At 70.7% G+C, this 19133-nt stretch carries 16 protein-coding genes, 1 rRNA gene and 1 other RNA gene; 6 read left to right on the forward strand and 12 right to left on the reverse strand.

Annotation, left to right across the window (positions count from 1 at the left end; genetic code table 11):
- From G447_RS0107025 to pheS, 9 genes are all read right to left on the reverse strand, one after another.
- Positions 1 to 154: ribosomal RNA gene (locus G447_RS0107025) — 16S ribosomal RNA — on the reverse strand; the annotation flags it as partial.
- Between the two features lie 374 nt (positions 155 to 528).
- Positions 529 to 1791: a tyrosine--tRNA ligase gene (tyrS, locus tag G447_RS0107030; protein WP_026430546.1), complete on the reverse strand. Its 1263-nt coding sequence runs from the start codon at positions 1789 to 1791 to the stop codon at positions 529 to 531.
- A gap of 196 nt (positions 1792 to 1987) precedes the next feature.
- Positions 1988 to 3424, reverse strand: a complete 1437-nt coding sequence (gene argH / locus G447_RS0107035) for an argininosuccinate lyase (RefSeq protein WP_026430547.1) — start codon at positions 3422 to 3424, stop codon at positions 1988 to 1990.
- A gap of 40 nt (positions 3425 to 3464) precedes the next feature.
- On the reverse strand, positions 3465 to 4817 hold the full coding sequence (locus tag G447_RS0107040; RefSeq protein ID WP_005871341.1) for an O-antigen ligase family protein: 1353 nt from the start codon (positions 4815 to 4817) through the stop codon (positions 3465 to 3467).
- Positions 4818 to 4940: 123 nt separating this feature from the next.
- Positions 4941 to 6164, reverse strand: a complete 1224-nt coding sequence (locus G447_RS0107045; RefSeq protein ID WP_005871348.1) for an argininosuccinate synthase — start codon at positions 6162 to 6164, stop codon at positions 4941 to 4943.
- An 83-nt stretch (positions 6165 to 6247) separates the two neighbouring features.
- Positions 6248 to 6763, reverse strand: coding sequence for an arginine repressor (locus G447_RS0107050; RefSeq protein WP_243441576.1), 516 nt, complete (start codon positions 6761 to 6763; stop codon positions 6248 to 6250).
- A 61-nt stretch (positions 6764 to 6824) separates the two neighbouring features.
- Positions 6825 to 7313 (reverse strand): flavodoxin domain-containing protein, encoded by a 489-nt coding sequence (locus G447_RS0107055; protein ID WP_005871343.1) that lies wholly within the window; start codon positions 7311 to 7313, stop codon positions 6825 to 6827.
- Positions 7314 to 7486: 173 nt separating this feature from the next.
- Positions 7487 to 10132, reverse strand: a complete 2646-nt coding sequence (pheT, locus tag G447_RS0107060) for a phenylalanine--tRNA ligase subunit beta (protein WP_026430549.1) — start codon at positions 10130 to 10132, stop codon at positions 7487 to 7489.
- Between the two features lies 1 nt (position 10133).
- Positions 10134 to 11219 carry a phenylalanine--tRNA ligase subunit alpha gene (gene pheS, locus G447_RS0107065; RefSeq protein WP_026430550.1) on the reverse strand — a complete coding sequence of 362 codons (1086 nt, stop codon included), beginning with the start codon at positions 11217 to 11219 and terminating at the stop codon, positions 10134 to 10136.
- A gap of 229 nt (positions 11220 to 11448) precedes the next feature.
- Here pheS and panB point away from each other — a divergent pair, with 229 nt between their 5' ends.
- The 3 genes from panB (at position 11449) to ppgK (ending at position 14292) form a co-directional block, all read left to right on the forward strand.
- Entirely contained in the window at positions 11449 to 12291 is an 843-nt protein-coding gene (gene panB / locus G447_RS0107070; RefSeq protein ID WP_026430551.1) for a 3-methyl-2-oxobutanoate hydroxymethyltransferase, read from the forward strand.
- 243 nt (positions 12292 to 12534) lie between these two features.
- Positions 12535 to 13422 carry a type I methionyl aminopeptidase gene (gene map / locus G447_RS0107075; RefSeq protein ID WP_026430552.1) on the forward strand — a complete coding sequence of 296 codons (888 nt, stop codon included), beginning with the start codon at positions 12535 to 12537 and terminating at the stop codon, positions 13420 to 13422.
- 117 nt (positions 13423 to 13539) lie between these two features.
- Positions 13540 to 14292 carry a polyphosphate--glucose phosphotransferase gene (gene ppgK / locus G447_RS0107080; protein WP_005871169.1) on the forward strand — a complete coding sequence of 251 codons (753 nt, stop codon included), beginning with the start codon at positions 13540 to 13542 and terminating at the stop codon, positions 14290 to 14292.
- A gap of 38 nt (positions 14293 to 14330) precedes the next feature.
- On the opposite strand, the gene rnpB is transcribed toward ppgK, so the two are convergent.
- Positions 14331 to 14689: RNase P RNA component class A (gene rnpB, locus G447_RS11745), an RNA gene on the reverse strand.
- Between the two features lie 168 nt (positions 14690 to 14857).
- Between rnpB and G447_RS0107085 the strand changes: the two genes are divergently transcribed.
- On the forward strand, positions 14858 to 15670 hold the full coding sequence (locus G447_RS0107085; RefSeq protein WP_026430553.1) for a YaaA family protein: 813 nt from the start codon (positions 14858 to 14860) through the stop codon (positions 15668 to 15670).
- A 15-nt stretch (positions 15671 to 15685) separates the two neighbouring features.
- Here G447_RS0107085 and G447_RS0107090 read toward each other — a convergent pair whose 3' ends face one another.
- The gene (locus G447_RS0107090; protein WP_005871149.1) at positions 15686 to 16429 is read right to left on the reverse strand and encodes a zinc ribbon domain-containing protein; all 744 of its coding nucleotides are present in this window, start codon (positions 16427 to 16429) and stop codon (positions 15686 to 15688) included.
- Positions 16426 to 17286, reverse strand: coding sequence for a Nif3-like dinuclear metal center hexameric protein (locus G447_RS0107095; protein WP_026430554.1), 861 nt, complete (start codon positions 17284 to 17286; stop codon positions 16426 to 16428). Before G447_RS0107095 ends, G447_RS0107090 begins: the two co-directional genes overlap by 4 nt.
- A 61-nt stretch (positions 17287 to 17347) precedes the next feature.
- Here G447_RS0107095 and lipB point away from each other — a divergent pair, with 61 nt between their 5' ends.
- The gene (gene lipB / locus G447_RS0107100; protein WP_026430555.1) at positions 17348 to 18031 is read left to right on the forward strand and encodes a lipoyl(octanoyl) transferase LipB; all 684 of its coding nucleotides are present in this window, start codon (positions 17348 to 17350) and stop codon (positions 18029 to 18031) included.
- The gene (gene lipA / locus G447_RS11255; RefSeq protein WP_051226275.1) at positions 18028 to 19080 is read left to right on the forward strand and encodes a lipoyl synthase; all 1053 of its coding nucleotides are present in this window, start codon (positions 18028 to 18030) and stop codon (positions 19078 to 19080) included. Before lipB ends, lipA begins: the two co-directional genes overlap by 4 nt.
- Positions 19081 to 19133: the final 53 nt, after the last annotated feature.

The following is a 19133-nucleotide window of genomic DNA, read 5'->3' on the forward strand; positions in this document are numbered from 1 at the left end:
ACCGTTATCCCGAAGAAGAGGGCAGGTTACTCACGTGTTACTCACCCGTTCGCCACTCATCCACCCAACACAAAGCCAGGCTTCAGCGTTCGACTTGCATGTGTTAAGCACGCCGCCAGCGTTCGTCCTGAGCCAGGATCAAACTCTCCGAACAAAAACAAAACAGCCCGGAAGAGAACCACCCACCCACCCCCAGAACCAACCAGGAACAAGCAGGCGACCCCAACCAAAAAACTCAAAAACAAAAACAGGCACAAAAACAAAACAAAAACTGTAGACAAACAAACACACTATCGAGTTCACAAACAACACCCACACAAACCCGCAACCCCACCACAACAAGGCAGAACCACAAGCCAGGCACAACCACCACGAACCACGCCGCGGCGACAGACGAATAATCTACCCACCCACCCACACCACGTCAAGCCAGGTCATTATGTTGTCCATCACACCCTGTCGCTTCCGCTTGGACTCAACGGAAACGGGGCGCCCGGACCACACCGGACACCCCGCTCCCCCAAGGGCTCAGGCCAGTTCCACGACCGCCAGGTTCTTGCGCCCTTTGCGGAGCAGGACGAGCGAGCCCGGCAACGCGTCGGATTCGCTCAGCGGCGCGTCGGCGTCGTACACCTTCACGTTGTTCACCGACACCCCGCCCGAGGCCACCGTCCGCCGCGCGGCGGACTTCCCCCTCTCGAATCCGACGGCGACGAGGGCGTCCGCCACAGTCGCCTCTCCGAGCGGAACGGACGCGCGCGGCAGGTCGGCTGTCGCCGCGCGCAACGACGCCTCGTCGAGCTCCTTGATGTCGCCGCCGCCCCACAGCGCCTTCGTGGCCGTCTGAACGCGGGCGAGTTCCTGATCGCCGTGCACCATGGCCGTCACAGCTGCGGCCAGCGCCTTCTGCGCGGCGCGCTGGTGCGGGCGCTCGGCGACCTCCGCCTCGAGCTCCTCGATGCGCGCGCGGTCGAGGAAGGTGAAGATCTTCAGGAAGCGGACCACGTCCTCGTCGGCGACCTGGAGCCAGAACTGGTAGAAGGCGTAGGGGGTCATCATCTGTGGATCCAGCCAGATCGCCCCGCCCTCGGACTTGCCGAACTTGGTGCCGTCGGCCTTGGTGATGATGGGCGTCGTCATGACGTGGGCGTCAGCGCCGTCGACCTTGTGGATCAGGTCCACCCCACCGACCATGTTCCCCCACTGGTCATTGCCCCCCGTCTCGAGGGTGCACCCGTAGCGGCGGTAGAGCTCCAGGAAGTCGTTGGCCTGGAGGACCTGGTAGGAGAACTCCGTGTAGGAGATGCCCTCATCGGAGGCGATGCGCCGCGCGACGATGTCCTTGTTCAGCATGGTGCCCACGCGGAAGTACTTGCCAATGGTGCGCAACAGGTCAATCGCGCTCATCTGCTGCGTCCAGTCGAGGTTGTTCACCATCCGTGCGGCGGCTGGCCCCTCGAAGTCGAGGAAGCGCGAAATCTGGTCGCGCAGTTTCCGCGCCCACCCCTCGACGACCCCGGTGGGCTGGAGCTGGCGCTCGCCGCTCTGACGGGGATCGCCGATCTGGCCGGTCGCCCCTCCCACGAGGGCGAGGGGCTTGTGGCCCGCCAGTTGCAGGTGGCGCATGACGATCAACTGCACCAGGTGCCCGTGGTGCAGCGACGGCGCGGTCGGGTCGTAGCCGCAGTAGAAGGTGACGGGGCCCGACGCGAGGTGCTCGCGCAATGCTGCGAGGTCGGTGTGCTGGGCGAGGAGCCCCCGCCACTGCAGTTCGTCGATGATGTCCGTCACTGTGGGCCGTCCTAATCTCTTCATGTCGTCCGTGACGTGGCCAGTGTAGCGGCTCGCGCGGGGCCGGGCGCGCCGCGACGAGGCGCGGGCAGGATCCACCTGGACCGGCCGTCGCGCCCTGGCTCCGCATGTTCCGACGAGGCGCGGGCAGGTTCCGCCCCGGCCGTCGGTGCCGCGCCCGTCGGCCCCGTTGCCGCTAGCGGCTGGGGCGCCGGACCGGGGTGTCCGCCCAATCGCGCAGGAGGGCCAGGGCCGCCCCGGCCTCGTCGATCTGCTCGGCGACCCGGGCTGGGGCTGTGCCGCCCCGGCCCGCGCGCGCGGCCACGGACCCCTCGACCGTGAGGACCTCGCGCACACCGGGAGTCAGGTGCGCAGAGGCGGCGGCGAGCTCCTCGTCCGTGAGGTCGGCCAACTCGACGCCGCGCGCCTCGGCGGCGCGCACGCAGGCACCGGAGATCTCGTGGGCCTCGCGGAACGGAACGCCCCGCTTGACCAGCCACTCCGCGATGTCGGTCGCCAGGGAGAACCCCTGGGGCGCCAGGTCCGCCAGCCTCGGGTAGTGGATCGTCATGGTGGCGATCATCCCGGCCACTGCGGGACCGAGCACGTCCAGGGTGTCGATCTGGTCGAATACAGGCTCCTTGTCCTCCTGCAGGTCGCGGTCGTAGGCCAGGGGGATCCCCTTGAGCACGGCGAGCAATCCCGCGAGGTCCCCGATGAGCCGGCCCGCCTTCCCCCGCGCCAGTTCGGCCACGTCGGGGTTCTTCTTCTGCGGCATGATCGACGACCCCGTCGAGTACGAGTCGTCCAGCGTCACGTAGCCGAACTCCTTCGTGTTCCAGATGATGATCTCCTCGCTGAGGCGGGAGATGTCCACCCCCGCCATGGCGAGGATGAAGGAGAACTCCGCGACCACGTCGCGCGAGGCGGTGCCGTCGATGGAGTTGGCCGCGGAGTCGTCGAAACCGAGCGCCGCGGCGACCGCGCGGGGGTCGAGTCCCAGAGTGTTGCCCGCCAGGGCGCCCGAGCCGTAGGGGGAGACGCGGGCGCGCCGGTCCCAGTCGACCATGCGCTCCACGTCGCGGATGAGCGGCCACACATGGGCCATGAGGTGGTGGGCGACCAGGACCGGCTGGGCGTGCTGCAAGTGGGTGCGCCCCGGCATGACGGCCCCGCCCGCGGCCTTGGCCTGGGCGACCAGGGCGTCGGCGACGTCGAGCAGCCGCCCGGCCAGGTGGCGCGCCTCGTCGCGCAGGTAGATGCGGATGAGCGTGGCGATCTGGTCGTTGCGGGAACGGCCCGCGCGCAGCTTGCCGCCCAGGGCGGGACCGGCCCGCTCAATGAGGCCCCGCTCCAGGGCCGTGTGCACGTCCTCGTCGTCGGGGCCCGCCTTGAACGCGCCCGAGCGCACGTCGTCGTCGAGGCACCGTAGGGCCTCGTGCATGCGCCGGGCCTCGTCGTCGCTGAGCAGCCCCACCGCGTGCAGCGCGTCAGCGTGGGCGTGGGAGCCCGCGATGTCGGCGCCCGCGAGGCGCCAGTCGAAATGGGTGGACACGCTCAGCGCGGACAGGGCGTCGGCGGGGGCTCCGCTGAAGCGGCCCCCCCACAGGGAGACGTGGTCGTTCGCAGTCATGGGGCTCTCCTTGGTTCGGCGGGTGCGCTCCGGTGCAATCCTATGCGTACTCCAGGTGCTCACGGGCGGCCGACGGCCATACGAAGGGCACTTCTCCGCGCACCTTGACCCATGTGGAGATGACGACGAAGAGCATCCAGTTACCCTCCGAGAGCATACGGGACTCGGTGAAGGACTGGATGACCATGGCGATCATGAGGACCGCCGGGATGACGTCGAGCAGGTTGTCGTCGATGTGCGCTACCGCGACCTTGGTGAGCCGGTACGTGGTCCACGCCACCGCGAAGGAGATGATGAGCAATCCGATGACGCCGGTGAGCAGGGCGGCCTCGACGTAGACGTTGTGCGACTGGTTCGTGGAGGTCCCGTCCCCGCGCACCACCAGGGATTTGAAGGGCTCCATGTAGGTGGCCCACCCGATGGTCCACCCCCATCCCCCGATGGGCCGCTCGCGCACGAGGCGCACGACGGCGTGCCAGATGACGCTCCGCCCGCTCATGTCGGGGCTGCGGCCGAAGAAGTCTGCGACCCAGTGGCGCGCGAAGAACACGCCCAGGGCGCCCACGCCCGCCATGCCCGCGAACACCCCGACCAGGCTGAGGCGCTTGCGGGGTTCGACGTGGCGGCAGATGACGAGCACCCCGACCGCGATGGCGCAGCCCAGGGCCGACAGTACGACGGTCGCCGATCCTGTCAGGGGGAACACGGCCAGGCCGGCCAGGCCCCAAAGCACCGTCGACAGGGTGCGCGAGCGGGTCTGCATCCACCGCAGCACCAGGCACACGCCCATGAGCAGGGCGATGAAGGCCAGCGGATTGCGGTTGCCTGGGAAGCCCTGGATCGGCCCACCGCCGAACAGCCGTCCGTCGACCCAGTAGGACGAGGCGGGCAAGGGGCCTTTGCCCCATAGGACGGGGGGCGCCAGCGGGCCCTGGTGGAAGAGGGCGACCGCAGCCTCAAGGAGGTACGAAGAGGCGATGATCCACTGGAAAGCGAGTATCAGGGCGTCGACCAGCAACGGCAGTGGCAGCGCGACGGCGATACTGATCGACACCAGTGTGACGCCAATCTGGACGACGGAGAACTTCACAGTGTCGATCGGGTAGAGCGACCACGCGGTGGTGCACGCGCACCATGCGACGAACAGGCTGATGGTGGTGGGGAACCTGCGCAGTGTCAGACGTGCCCCGCTACGGCGGAACACCACGACGAACACCGCGAGTGCGACGCCCATGGGGACGAGGGAACCGATCTCGCCGAATATGGCCCGCACGCCCTTTCCCGCGAATCCCAGGAAGAAGAGGGCGGCCGTCGCGTACAAGAGGGCCCGGGAGTCCCCCGTGGGGCGCGGGTTCCTCGAGGTGGAGATCCACGGGCGGCCCGGCATTGCCATTGTGGTCGTCGTACTCATTGATTTAACAATAAACGACGCGGGAGACCCCAGAGGGGATCCTCCCGCGCCGTTGCGCAGATGCTACCGCTTCGTGACCTTCATTGTAATGCAGAACACCGCTGATCAGTAGCCCATATCAACGCCGGAACGCACGTCCCGTGCGGCGGCCAGCTTGGACTGCAGGCCGTAGATATCGATGAAACCACGCGACGAGGACTGGTCGAAGGTGTCGCCGGTCTCATAGGTGGCCAGGTTGAAGTCGTAGAGCGAGGCCTCGGACCTGCGCCCGTTGACGGTCGCCCGCCCGCCGTGCAGGACCATGCGCACATCCCCCGTCACGTACTTCTGCGTGTCGTCGATGAAGGCGTCGAGGGACTTCTTGAGCGGGGAGTACCACTGGGCCTCGTAGACGAGCTCGGCCCACACCTGCTCGATATGGCGCTTGTAGCGGCGCTGCAGGCGCTCGAGGGTGATCGCCTCGAGCGCCTGGTGGGCCTCGATGAGGGCGACGGCGCCGGGGGCCTCGTAGATCTCACGGGACTTGATGCCCACCAGGCGGTCCTCGACCATGTCGATGCGGCCCACGCCCTGGGCGCCGGCCCTGCGGTTGAGCTCCTGGACGGCCTCGAGCGGCGTGACCGCCCGGCCGTCGATCGCCACCGGGATCCCCTCCTTGAAGGTGAGTGTCACCTCGTCGGGCAGCGGCGGGTAGGTGGGGTCGTCGGTGTAGACGTAGACGTCCTTGGTGGGCGCGTTCCACAGGTCCTCCAGGAAGCCCGTTTCGATGGCGCGGCCCCAGACGTTCTGGTCGATGGAGAAGGGGTTGTGCTTGGTGGTCTCGATGGGCAGGTGGTGCCTCTCGGCGTAGTCGATTGCCACATCTCGGGTGAGCGCCAGGTCCCGCACAGGCGAGATGCAGTCCATGTCGGGCGCCATCGACGTGATGGAGACCTCGAAGCGCACCTGGTCGTTGCCCTTGCCGGTGCAGCCGTGGGCGACGGTCGTGGCCCCGAACTCGCGGGCCGCCTTCACCAGGTGCTTGACGATAACGGGGCGGGAGAGCGCGGACACCAGCGGGTACTTGCCCTCGTAGAGGCCATTCGCCTTCAGCGCGGGCATGCAGTAGTCCGAGGCGAACTCCTCGCGGGCGTCGGCCACGTAGGCCTCGACGGCGCCGCAGTCGAGGGCCCGCTGGCGGATGACCTCCAGGTCCTCACCGCCCTGGCCGACGTCGACGGCGACTGCGACGACCTCCCGGCCCGTCTGCTCGCCGATCCATCCAATGGCGACGGATGTGTCGAGGCCGCCGGAGTAGGCCAGGACGACGCGATCTTTCGAGGTGGACATTCTTTTCCTTCCAGGTGTGTTCGCCCCTCGTGGGGCAAGTGCGACGGCACGGTGCGGCCCGGGTTCCGGGCCCTGGGCGCCCCTCAGCCCTCGGGCGCCGCGCCGGGCTCGGCGTGGGCGAGGAGCCGGCGCTCCACCGACCGCGCCTCGTCGGGCGTGCGGCAGATGACCAGGATCGTGTCATCGCCGGCGATGGTCCCAGCCACCCCGTCGAGCCTGACGGCGTCGAGCGCCGAGCCCAGCAGGTTCGCTGCTCCCACCGGGGTGCGCAGCACGAGCTGGTTGCCCACTGTGACGGATGTGACCAGCAGGTTCTGGCACCAGCGGGCCAGGCGCGCATGGGCGGCCTCGGCCTCGTGGGTGGGGCCTCCATCGACGTCCGGCACCGTGTAGACCAGTGCGCCCCGGGCGTCGCGGATCTTCGTGGCGCGCATGTCCATGAGGTCGCGCGAGAGGGTCGTCTGGGTGGCGTCGATCCCCATCTGGGAAAGCCTGAGCCGCAGACCCTCCTGGCTCCCGATGGCCTCGGCGGCCAGCAGGGCGCGGATGGCCTCGTGCCTGGCCGTCTTCGTCTGAGGAATGCTCGATCCACCACTCATATGCACGAGTATACATAATTATGCATACTGTGGCGCGTGAGCATGCGCGCGCAGGCGCCCTTCACCGGCCGAGGGAGGCGATGATGCCGTCCGCCCACTCGTCGATTGCCGCCCAGTCGCGGAAATCCCCCTCGACGACCCCCGCCAAGCGGGCCACCGAGCGCTCGCGCAACGACAGCAGCGACGGCTTGTACCGCCCCCCGAAGGACTTGAGGTCCTTCGCGTTGACGTGGGTGAGCAGGGGGCCGATGCGCGTGGGGTCCTGCGGCGCGTGCTTGGGAACGCCGTTCATGCCCACGGAGAACGCCCACACCGGCTTGGCGGCCAGCTCGCGGGCGAAGCGCTCCATGAAATCGTGCGCCGCGGGCATCCACTGGAGGATGTACACGGCCGATCCGACGACGACCGCGTCGTACTCCTCGACGGAGTCCACGTCCCCAGGCGCGATCCGGTCGGCCTCGAAGCCCGCCTTGGTGAACCGACGGGCGATTGCGTCGGCGACCTCGTCGGTCGCCCCATGCTTTGATGCGGCTGTAACCAGGATGTGCATGCCCTAATCGTAGACAATGAGCCGGGCGGATCCCCCGCGTGTCCCACTCCATGTGGGCATTGCGCGCGTGAGATTCGCCCGGCCCGTGCTCCCGGGTCCTCGGCCCCGCCCCATGCGGGACCGTCGCACCTGGACGCCGGCCCCTCGCCGAAAGCCGGCTCCCTGCCAGCGCCTCAGGCCCGCAGGCGGGCGCCCAGCGCCTTGCGCGCCTTCGTCACGACGACACGGCGCACGTCCTCGGCCTCCTTGGCCGTCAGCGTGTGGTCCCCGCGCAGGCGCAGCGCGAACGCCAGGGACCGGTGGCCCTGTTCCACCTGGTCGCCCTCGTACACGTCGAACAGCACGACCGACTCCGCCAGAGCGCCCGCGCCCTGGCGGACCACCTGCTCGACGCGGGCGACCGGGATGTCGGAGGGCACCACCAGGGCGATGTCCTCCTTGGCCAGCGGGAACGTCGACACACTCTTGACCTGTACCGCACCGGCGTCCATCTGCCCGATCAGCGCGTCCAGGTCCGCCTCGAAGGCGCACGAGCGCGCGGGCAGCCCGAAGGCGCGGCAGGCGCTCGGCGACAACTCGCCCGCCAGCGCCACCTCGACCAGGTCGCGGCCCGCGCGCACGAAGACGCGCGCGACGCGGCCCGGGTGGAAGGGCGCCACCTCGGAGGGGCGCGAGGCAGGGGTCGGCATGGGGGCACCCCGGCGCGCGGGGGGCTCCGGCAGCCACGCGCGCGTCACCTCGACGCGCACGCCGAGCACGGAGGCGATACGGCGCACCGCCTCCACCGCGTCCGCCCAGTCGTAGGGGCGCGCGGCGGACAGGACGCCCGGCGCGGTGGCGCTACCCGTCAGGACGCCCGCGACGTGCCACGGCTGGGCGGGGGTCCCCGCGTGGAGTGCGGCGATGGCCGCCTCGTCGGGGCGGTGCTCTGCGGTGGGCAGGGGCGCCGGGACCGTCCCCGCGGGCCTGGCGACCATTCCCAGCTCGTAGACGGCCACGTCCTCGTTGGAGCGCGCCACATTGCGCCCGGCGACGTCGAGCAACGTGTCGAGCAGGGAGGTGCGCAGCAGCGGCGCGTCGTCGGCCATCGGGTTGCGCAGCCGCAGGGCGGCCCGTCGGGGGTCGTCGGCCTCCATCCCCTGGCGGTCGAAGGAGTCCGACACGAAGGGGTAGGACTTGACCTCGACCATGCCCGACTCCGCCAGCGTCGCGGCGGCGCTCCTACGGGCGCGCTGGGCGGGGGTGAGGCCCCTGCCCGCGGGCGCCGGGGGCATGACCACGGGGATGTTGTCGTAGCCGTCCAGGCGCGCGATCTCCTCGACCAGCCCGGCGGCGTCCACCAGGTCCGGGCGCCATGACGGAGGAACCACCGTCAGCACCCCGTCTGCGGGGCCCTCCACGGAGCAGCCCACCGTCTCCAGGAGGGCGATGACGCGCTCCACGGTGTGGGCGACGCCCGTGAGGCGCTCCGCCTCGCCCACGGGGAAGGCGATCGGGTCGGGGGCGGGCGCCTCGTCGACGTCCGTGACGGCGGAGTCGATGGTCCCCCCGCCGTAGTGGGCCAGGAGCTCGGCGGCGCGCTGGGCGGCGACCGCAGGAAGGCGCGGGTCGGATCCGCGCTCGAAGCGCTTGGACGCCTCCGAGTGGAGCTTGTGGCGCCGGGCGCTGCGCGCCACCGACACCGGATCGAAGTGCGCCGCCTCGAGGAGCACGTCCGTGGTAGTGGGGCCGACCTCGGAGTACTGGCCGCCCATGACGCCGGCGATGCCGATGACGCGCGAGCCCTCGCCGTCGGGAGAGTCCGTGATCAGAAGATCCTCGGGGTCCAGGGCGCGCTCCTCGGAGTCCAGGGTCACCAGCGACTCCCCGTCGCGGGCCCGGCGCACCACGATGGGGGCCGCGAGGCCGCCCAGGTCGTAGGCGTGCATCGGCTGGCCCAGGTCCAGCATCACGTAGTTCGTGATGTCGACCGCCAAGGACAGCGAGCGCATGCCCGCCGCCTCGAGGCGCTCGACCATCCACCGCGGGGTCGGGGCCGCCGGATCCACCCCGCGCACCACGCGCGCCACGAAGCGGTCCACGCCCTTATTGCCGCGCACGGGCGCCTCGTCGGCGAAGACCACGGGGAACCCGTCGGGGGTGGCCGAGGGGGGCTCGGCGGCGATCACGCCGGGAAGGCCCGGATCACGGAAGGCGGCGCCCGTTGAGTGGGAGTACTCGCGGGCGACCCCGCGCATCGAGAAGCAGTAGCCGCGGTCCGGGGTGACGTTGATCTCCAAGACCTCCTCGCCAAGGCCGAGCCAGCCGACGATGTCCGTGCCGGGGGCGGGGATCCGCTTGTCCGGATAGCAGCGGTCGAGCACGATAATGCCGTTGTGGTCCTCTCCCAGCCCCAGTTCGCGGGCCGAGCAGATCATCCCGTCGGACACGTGCCCGTAGGTCTTGCGGGCCGCGATACGGAAGTCCCCGGGCAGGACGGCGCCGGGCAGGGACACGACCACCAGGTCGCCCACGTCGAAGTTGTGGGCGCCGCAGATGATACCGCGGCTGGGCAGCTCTGACGGCTCCTTGCCAGTTCCGGGTGCGTCGTTGTGCTCCCCGACGTCGATGCGGCAGTAGTTGACGGTCTTTCCGTTCGAGGCGGTCTCCTCCACGCGGGTCAGCACCCGGCCGACCACCAGCGGGCCGCGCACGCGCGCCGGGTGGATCTCCTCCTCTTCGAGGCCGACCCTGACCAGGGCGGCCGCCAATTGCGCCGCGGTGGCGCCCTCGGCGATGTCCACGTGGTCGCCGAGCCAGCTGAGTGGAACCATGGGCATGTCAGTTTCCCCTTCCGGTGAGGCCGAACTGCTGGGAGAAGCGCACGTCCCCCTCAACGATGTCGTGCATGTCGGAGATGCCGTGGCGCAGCATGAGCGTGCGCTCCAGGCCCATGCCGAAGGCGAAGCCCGAGTAGACCCGGGGGTCGATGCCGCTGGCGCGCAGCACATTGGGGTTCACCATGCCGCAGCCGCCCCACTCGATCCAGCCGGGGCCGCCCTTCTTCTGGGGGAACCACAGGTCCATCTCGGCGCTGGGCTCGGTGAAGGGGAAGTAGGAGGGGCGCAGGCGCGCGCGGGCCTCGGGGCCGAACATCGCCTTCGCGAAGTGGTCGAGCACGCCCTTGAGGTGCGCCATTGTCAGGCCCTTGTCCACCGCGAGGCCCTCGACCTGGTGGAACACCGGGGTGTGGGTCGCATCCAGGGCGTCGGAGCGGAAGACCTTGCCCGGGCAGGCGACGTACAGGGGCACGCCCCTGGCGAGCATCGCGCGGGACTGCACCGGCGAGGTGTGGGTGCGCATGACGAGGTGCCCGTCTGACGCCTCCCGCCCGCCCGCACTGGTGCCATCGATGTACAGGGTGTCCTGCATCTGGCGGGCGGGGTGGTCGATGTCGAAGTTGAGTGAGTCGAAGTTGAACCACTCGTGCTCGATCTCGGGCCCCTCGGCGATCTCCCAGCCCATCGCGACGAAGAAGTCGGCGATCTCCTCCATGAGGGTCTCCAGGGGGTGGCGGGCACCGAGCCGCTCGCGCCTGGTGGGAAGCGTCACATCGACGGCCTCCTCGACGAGGGCGCGGGCCTCGTGGGCGGCGGCCAGGACCTCGTGGCGCTCTTGGAGGGCCTGGGTGAGCGCGCTGCGTGCCCGGCCGAGGTTCTTACCCGCTGCGGCGCGCTGCGAGGGCTCGAGGCCGCCGATCGCGCGGTTCGCGGTGACCAGGGGGGCGCGCTCGCCCAGCAGTGCCGATCGCACAGCCTTGAGCTCGTCGAGGGACTGTGCGGCCGCGATGGAGGCGAGTCCCGTGACGCGGACGGCGTCGACTGCGTCCGCATCGAGGGGGTCGAGGTCTGGGGCGTTGCCAGCCATGTCCTGCTTCCTTGTTGGGGGTGTTGCCGACGTGCGCCCGGCGCGGACGGCCCCGGGTACGGCCCTGCGGCCTCCCGGTCGGCGCTGTCCGCGCGGCGCACACCGATCCAATAGTAGTGCTCCGCCCCCGGGGGCTCCTTGTGACGTCCACGGGCGCGTTAAGCTGTTCCCGTCCGCCCGCCCCAGAGCGGGCGCCGAACCCGCCACCACTTTCCTCCAGGAGCCATTGATGTCCCGCATCACCCCACCCGACGCCCACTCCCCCGCCCCCATCTCCAAGGGCAGGGTCCGCCTGCCGCACATCGCGGCGGCAAAACGGTCGGGCACCAGGCTCACCATGCTCACCGCCTACGACGCCCTCACCGCCCCCCTTCTGGAGGCGGCCGGGGTCGACATGCTGCTGGTGGGCGACTCCCTGGGCAACGTCATGCTGGGGCACTCCTCGACGCTGCCCGTCACCGTGGAGGACATGGAGCGCGCGACCGCGTCGGTGGCCCGCTCCACCTCCAGGGCGCTGATCGTCGCGGACCTGCCCTTCGGCAGCTACGAGGACGGCCCCGCCCACGCCTTCGCCTCGGCGACGCGCCTCATGAAGGCCGGGGCGCACGCGGTCAAGCTCGAGGGCGGGGCACCGCGCGCCCACATCATCCGCTCCCTGGTGGACGCGGGCATCCCCGTGTGCGCCCACCTGGGCTACACGCCGCAATCGGAGAACGCCCTGGGCGGACCCCGGATGCAGGGGCGCGGCGAGGCGGGCCAGGCCATGGGCGCCGACGCCCGCGCCGTGCAGGAGGCCGGGGCCTTCGCGCTCGTCCTCGAGATGGTGCCCTCCACGGTCGCGGCGCGCATCACGGCCGACCTCGACATCCCGACCATTGGCATCGGCGCGGGCCCGGACACGGACGGCCAGGTGCTCGTGTGGTCGGACATGGCGGGGATGAGCGATTGGACGCCCTCCTTCGTGCGCCGTTTCGGCGAGCTCGGCAGCGCCCTGACCGACGCGGCCTGCGACTACGTGGCGGCCGTGCGCGACGGCTCCTTCCCCGGCGAGGGCAACTTCAAGGAGCAGTAGGCCCGCCACAGCGGGGCGGGCGCCAGTCGGCGGCTCCGCCGCGCTGCCACTGGGGGGCTGGCACCACGTGGCGGCCCAGCCCCCCCGGTACCCACGCGCGCCCGCGCCTCCGCCCCGCGCTGGTTCGGAACGGGCGCGGCTCGTCCCCGACTCGGACCCCGTGTGCCGCCACCGGGCCCGCCCTGCGTTCGCCGCCGGCGCACCCGCGACCAACGGCGGCCCCGCAGGACGTAGGCTTAGGGCATGACTGAAGCCTCCGAACTCGCGCGCCGCGCCCCTCTGGGCACCCTGGCCCCCGGGCGCGTCTCCCCCGCCCGCCACGTGCCCGAGCGCATCGAACGCCCCGAGTACATGTTCCACTCCGGCCCCGAGCGCGTCACCGCCTCGGACGTCAAGGACGCCGCAACGATCCGCAGGATCCGCGAGGCGGGGCGCATCGCCGCGGGCGCCCTGGAGGCCGTCGGCGCCGCCGTGGCCCCCGGAGTGGCCACGGACGAGCTGGACCGCGTCGGCCACGACTTCCTCATCGCCCACGGCGCCTACCCCTCGTGCCTGGGATACATGGGCTTCCCGAAGTCCCTGTGCACCTCCATCAACGAGGTGATCTGCCACGGGATCCCCGACGACAGGCCCCTGCGGGAAGGGGACATCGTCAACGTGGACATCACCGCCTACAAGGACGGCGTCCACGGGGACACGTGCGCCATGTTCGAGGTGGGAGCAGTGGACGAGGAGTCGCACCTGCTGATCGAGCGCACCCGCAACGCCATGATGCGCGGCATCAAAGCGGTGGGTCCGGGGCGCGAGATCAACGTGATCGGCAGGGTCATCGAGGCCTACGCCAAGCGCTTCCACTACGGCGTCGTGCGCGACTACACCGGCCACGGGGTCGGGGAGGCATTCCACTCGGGCCTGGTCGTCCCCCACTACGACGCAGCGCCCCAGTACAACACGGTCATGGAACCCGGCATGGTCTTCACCATCGAGCCGATGCTGACCCTGGGGGGTGTTGAGTGGGAGCAGTGGGACGACGGCTGGACCGTGGTCACAGCGGACCGTTCCCGCACCGCCCAGTTCGAGCACACCCTCGTGGTGACGGAGGACGGAGCGCAGATCCTGACCCTGCCGTAGGCGAGCCCTGATAGTGGACGGGCCCTTGCACAAGTGAGGGCACCTCGCGGTAGAATCCGCAGTGTGGCCCCCAGCGTGGGAGGCCCACCCGTGCACACCGCGTCCCAAGGAGGGGTTTTGGCTCATATCGCATGCGGAATCGACATCGGGGGCTCCGGCGTCAAAGCTGCGCTGGTCGATCTGGACACCGGCGAGTACATCGGCGACCAGATCCGCATCCCCACTCCCAAACCGGCCACCCCCGGCGCCGTTGCGCGGGTGTGCCGCGAACTGGTGGACCGCCTCGGCGTGGGCGCCGATGTCCCCATCGGCGTCACCTTCCCCGCTCCCGTCTTCAACGGGGTCATCCCCTTCATGGCGAACCTCGACCAGTCGTGGGTGGGCACCGATGTCAACGCGCTCATGTCCGAGCACCTGGGCCGCGGCGTCGTCCCCCTCAATGACGCCGACGCCGCCGGGATCGCCGAGGTCGCCTACGGCGCCGCGAAGGACGCGAAGGGCGTTGTCGTCTTCACGACGCAGGGGACCGGCATCGGTTCGGCGATCATCGTCGATGGGCGCCTGATGACCAACACGGAGCTCGGGCACCTCGAACTCGACGGCCACGACGCCGAGAAGCGCGCTTCGAGCGGCCAGAAGACCCTGCAGGGCCTCGATTGGGCGCAGTGGGCGGAGCGGTTGCAACGCTACTACTCGCACTTGGAGATGCTGCTCAGCCCCGACCTGTTCGTCGTGGGCGGCGGCGTGTCGGAGAACGCCGACAAGTTCATGCCGCTGCTGGAACTGCGCACGCCGATGATCCCGGCGAAGCTGCTCAACACGGCGGGCATCGTGGGGGCCGCCTACTACGCGGCCAACCACCAGGACTGATAGAGGGGCGCGGGAGGGGGACCTCTCCCCCTCCCGCACGGCCGAGTCGGCCTGTACGCCGGGTTCTGTGCCGCGCCCCGTTACCGGCAGCGCGGCGGCGGCCATCCATCTAGGACCGCCGTTGCCGACGGCCTCGAGCGACCTACCCGCAGGCGAGGACGGGCCATCCGCCTGCTGCTCGGTCTTGCTCCGGGTGGGGTTTACCTAGCCGACGCGGTCGCCCGCGCCGCTGGTGGGCTCTTACCCCACCTTTTCACCCTTGCCGCACTGGGCGGCGGTTTGTTTTCTGTGGCACTGTCCCGCGGGTCGCCCCGGGTGGCTGTTAGCCACCACCCTGCCCTGTGGAGCCCGGACGTTCCTCGGGCGCTGACGCGCACGCGGCCGCCCGGCCGACTCAACCGCCATCCAGTGTAGTGCCCCGTCGGCACGGGTGCCCGCCATCCCCCTCGCCGCCGGCGGGCGCGGCCCCGCCGGCGCCCTCACCCTCACCCTCACCACCGGCCGTGACATCCCCGAGGGGCCGGTCCGCACGCCCCCGGGCCTCCGAGCATCTAGGGTGGGGACCGTGCTGATCTGGTTACCGCCCTCCGAGGGCAAGTCCGCGCCCGAATCCGGGCCGCGCCTCAATGTCGAAGCCCTGTCGATCCCCGCCCTGGCGACCGCCAGGCGCACCGTCATCGAAGCGCTGGTAGCCCTCGGCGATGGGGAGGAGGCCGCGCGGGTGCTCGGAGTCGGCGCACGAGCGGCCGCGCAGCTGGGAGCGAACACGCGGCTGTGGACCTCCCCGTGCGCTCCCGCCTCCCGTGTGTTCACCGGCGTCCTCTACGACGCGATCGCCGCCTCGGGCGCCGACCCATGGAAGCGCTCGGAGGGGGTCACGGTCTTCTCGGCCCTCTTCGGGGCCCTGTCCCCCGCCGATCCCGTGCCCGACCACCGCCTCGCCATGGGAGTGTCGTTGCCGGGACTGGGCCCCATGGCGCGGTGGTGGGCGCCCCGCCTCGCCGCCGCACTGGAACCCCGGGCGAAGGGACAGATCGTGCTGGACTGCCGGTCGGGCCCGTACAGGGCGGCGTGCCGGGCGCCGTGGGCGCACACTTGGGAGCTGCGCGTCGAGCGCCAGAGCGCCACGGGCCGCCAGGTCGTCTCCCACGATGCGAAACGGTGGCGCGGCGCCATCGCCGGGTCGTTGATGGCGGCGGGCGCCCTGGAGTCGGAGGGCGAGGAGGAGTGCATGGCGGCCCTCACCGGCACGGCCATGGAGATCGAGCTCGTGGACGCGCGTGGCGGCGCGCACCGGGTGGTCGGCGTCGAGCGCTCCGAACCCCGGCGCGCCACTGCGGGCGGATCGACGCGCGAAGTGACCCTGGTCGTCTCGTAAGGCGCGCCGGGGAGCTCAGCGCGGAGTGGACGCCGTCGTGCGCACGACGATCTGCTGGGTGTCCTCCGTGCGGTAGACCTCGTCGGCGGGGGTGCGCATAATGCGGTCGAGCTCCAGGGGGCTCAGGTCGGCGCCGACGCCGATGCCGACGCCGTCGCGCACCTCGATGACCGCCAGGACGCCGTTGCGCCGCTTCGCATCCTCATACTCCTCCACCAGGCCCGCGTCCAGGCGCGCCACCAGTTCGCGGCGCGCCCTGATGACCTGGCGGAGCTCGTCGTCAGTGGCGGCCGTGTCGGCCAGGAACTGCGCCTTGTGCTCCTCGATGTCGGCCATGATCGCGGCCGACTCCTCCTCCATGGCGCGCTGGGCGGAGCGGGCGGACTCCACACGTTCCTCCGCGGCCAGCTGGTCGTCCTCGAGCTCGCCCAAACGGCGGTCCATCTGCGCGATCTCATGCTGCATCGCGGAGATGTCGCGCAGGGGCACCTGGTTGGCGTCGATGCGGCCCTGCTGGCGCTGGCGGCGCTCGCGCACCCTGGCGATCTCCGCCTCGATACGCGCCACCTCGCGGCCCGCGTCGGAGATGACGGCGCTCTGCTTTACCGCGGCGCGCTGCAGGTCCTGGGCGCGCCCCGCGAACTCGCGGACGACGGCGTGGGCGGGGTGGGACTCGCGCTTGTGGCGCAGCGCCGACTCGCGCTGGTCGTAGCCCAGCAGGGTGAGCAGCTCGAGTTGGTCGGTGTGCGGGGCCTTCATGCTGTTCCTCCCAGGGTGGCGCGGTGACTGGACCAGGGCTCGGTGACAATCGTAGAGACTTCCACGCGAAGTTCCACATCCTTCGCCGCGGCCGCGGCCGCGAGGCGCCCTGCCAGCACGGGCAGCCACGGGCTCTCCGTCGCCCAGTGGCTGCCGCACAGCAGCGCCGGCGCCCCTCCCTCCAGGTGCTCCTGGGCCGGGTGGTGGCGCAGGTCAGCGGTCAAGTACGCGTCGGCGCCCGCCTCGCGCGCCCTTTGGAGCAGGGAGTCCCCCGACCCGCCCAGGACGGCGACCCGCCGGACGGGGCGCGCCTCGTCGCCGCCGACGAGGAGCCCGGCGGGGCTGGCGGGCAGCGCGGAGGCGACGCGGTCCGCGAATTCGCCGAGGCTCTGGGGCTCGACCTCCCCGACGCGCCCCAGTCCGATGGGACGGCCCTGGGAGTCAGTGCCCGTGGGCTCCAAGGGCTCCCAGTGGCTCATCCCGACCAGGGCGGCCAGGGCCTCGGCGACGCCCAAGTGCGCCACATCGGCGTTGGTGTGCGCGTTGAACAGGGCAATATCGGAACGGATAAGGTGCGAAATCACGCTCCCCTTCGGGTCCGTGACGGGCAGGAAGGACGCCCCGCGCAGCAGCAGTGGGTGGTGGGTGATGACCATGTCGAAACCGCCCTCGCGCGCCTGCTGGGCGACAGCGCGGGCGGGGTCCAGCGCCAGCAGCACGGAGGAGGCCCGACGGCTCGGATCCCCGCAGATGAGGCCGACTTTGTCCCACGGTTCGGCAGTGGAGGCGGGGTACCAGGCCTCCATGAGTCCCATGATGTCGCCGACCGTGAGGCTGGCGGTGTTCGCAGCTTCCATCCGCACAGGATACCGGCGCCGCGCTCAGCGCACCAGGGGCGGTGCGACTATCATCACAGCCGTGCGAATCGTCAATCTTCTCGGCAGAGGGCTGGTCGACTACCGCGAGGTCGACGCCCTCCAACGCTCCCTGCACGCCCGTGTGCTCCAGGGGGGCGAGGACGCCGTCGTCGTCTCCCAGTTCACGCCCACGTGGACGGCGGGGCGCCACACGAAGCCCCAGGACATCCCCGATTCCGACGTGCCCATGATCCGGGTGGACCGCGCGGGCTCGGCGACGTGGCACGGCCCCGGCCAGCTGGTCGTCTACCCGGTGGTGCGCCTGCGCGAGCCCGTGGACCTGGTGACGTGGATCCGCGCGGTGGAGCGCGGCGTCATCGACACCGTGCGCGCCCAGTGGCACTTGCCCGTGCGCCGCGTCGAGGGCAGGGCGGGCGTGTGGCTCACCGAGGAGGGCCGCCGGGACCGCAAACTGTGCGCCATCGGCCTCAAAGTGGCGCGCGGGGCGACGCTGCACGGCCTGGCGCTCAACGTGGCCATCGACCCGCAGAGCGCTTTCACGGGGATCATCCCGTGCGGCCTGGTCGACGCGGACGTGACCTCGCTGTCATGGGAGGGCGTGCACACCACAGTCGAAGCCGCCTGCGCTGCCCTGGTGCCCGCACTGATCGACGCCATCGCCCCGCAGCTGGCGCGCCCAGTCGCAGACGTATCCGCCACCACCGATCCGAGGCCCCTTCAATGAGCACCCTGCCCGATCCCGAGGGCCGCAAACTGCTGCGCGTCGAAGTGCGCAACTCCCAGTCCCCCATCGAGGCGAAACCCGAGTGGATCCGCACCACCGCCCGCGCCGGGGAGAACTACCAGGACATGCGCTCCCTGTCCCACGCCAAGGGCCTGCACACTGTGTGCGCCGAGGCGGGCTGCCCCAACATCTACGAGTGCTGGCAGGACCGGGAGGCCACCTTCCTGCTCGGCGGGGCGCTGTGCACAAGGCGCTGCGACTTCTGCGACATCGCGACGGGCCGTCCCAGCGAGTACGACCGTGACGAGCCGCGCCGCATCGCCGAGTCCGTCGCCGAGTTGGAGCTGCGCTACGTGACGATCACGGGGGTCGCCCGCGACGACCTGCCCGACGGCGCAGCGTGGCTGTACGCGCAGACGTGCCGCCTCATCCACGCGAAGTGCCCGGGCACGGGAGTGGAGCTGCTGGTCGACGACTTCCGGGGCCGGCAGGAGGCCATTGACATGGTCATCGGCGCCGCCCCGCAGGTGTTCGCGCACAACCTGGAGACGGTTCCGCGCATCTTCAAGAAGATCCGCCCCGCGTTCAACTACGAGCGCTCGCTGGGGATGATCCGCCGCGCCCACGACGGCGGCATGGTGACGAAGTCGAACCTGATCCTGGGGATGGGCGAGACGCGTGAGGAAGTGGGCGCCGCAATGCGCGACCTCCACGAGGCGGGCTGCGACCTGCTGACCCTCACGCAGTACCTGCGCCCCTCGCCGCTCCACCACCCCATCGACCGGTGGGTGCACCCCGAGGAGTTCCTCGAGATGGCGGCCGAGGCCGAGCAGATCGGCTTCGCGGGCGTCATGGCGGGCCCACTGGTGCGCTCCTCGTACCGTGCGGGCCTGCTGTGGGCCAAGGGCATGCGGGCGCGGGGCTTCGCGATCCCCCGGAACCTGGCGCACATCGCGGACTCGGGTTCGACGCTGCAGGAGGCCGGCACTGTACTGGCCCGCCTACGCGAGCGCACTGCGCGGCGCGCCCGGACCACAGCCCCGGCATGAGGGCGGGGCCGCTCCTACCTGGAGAACGCCGAGCGCGAGTTCTCGACCCAGGT

Origin of the sequence: Schaalia georgiae DSM 6843, assembly GCF_000429245.1 — a bacterium.
Lineage (GTDB): Bacteria > Actinomycetota > Actinomycetes > Actinomycetales > Actinomycetaceae > Pauljensenia > Pauljensenia georgiae.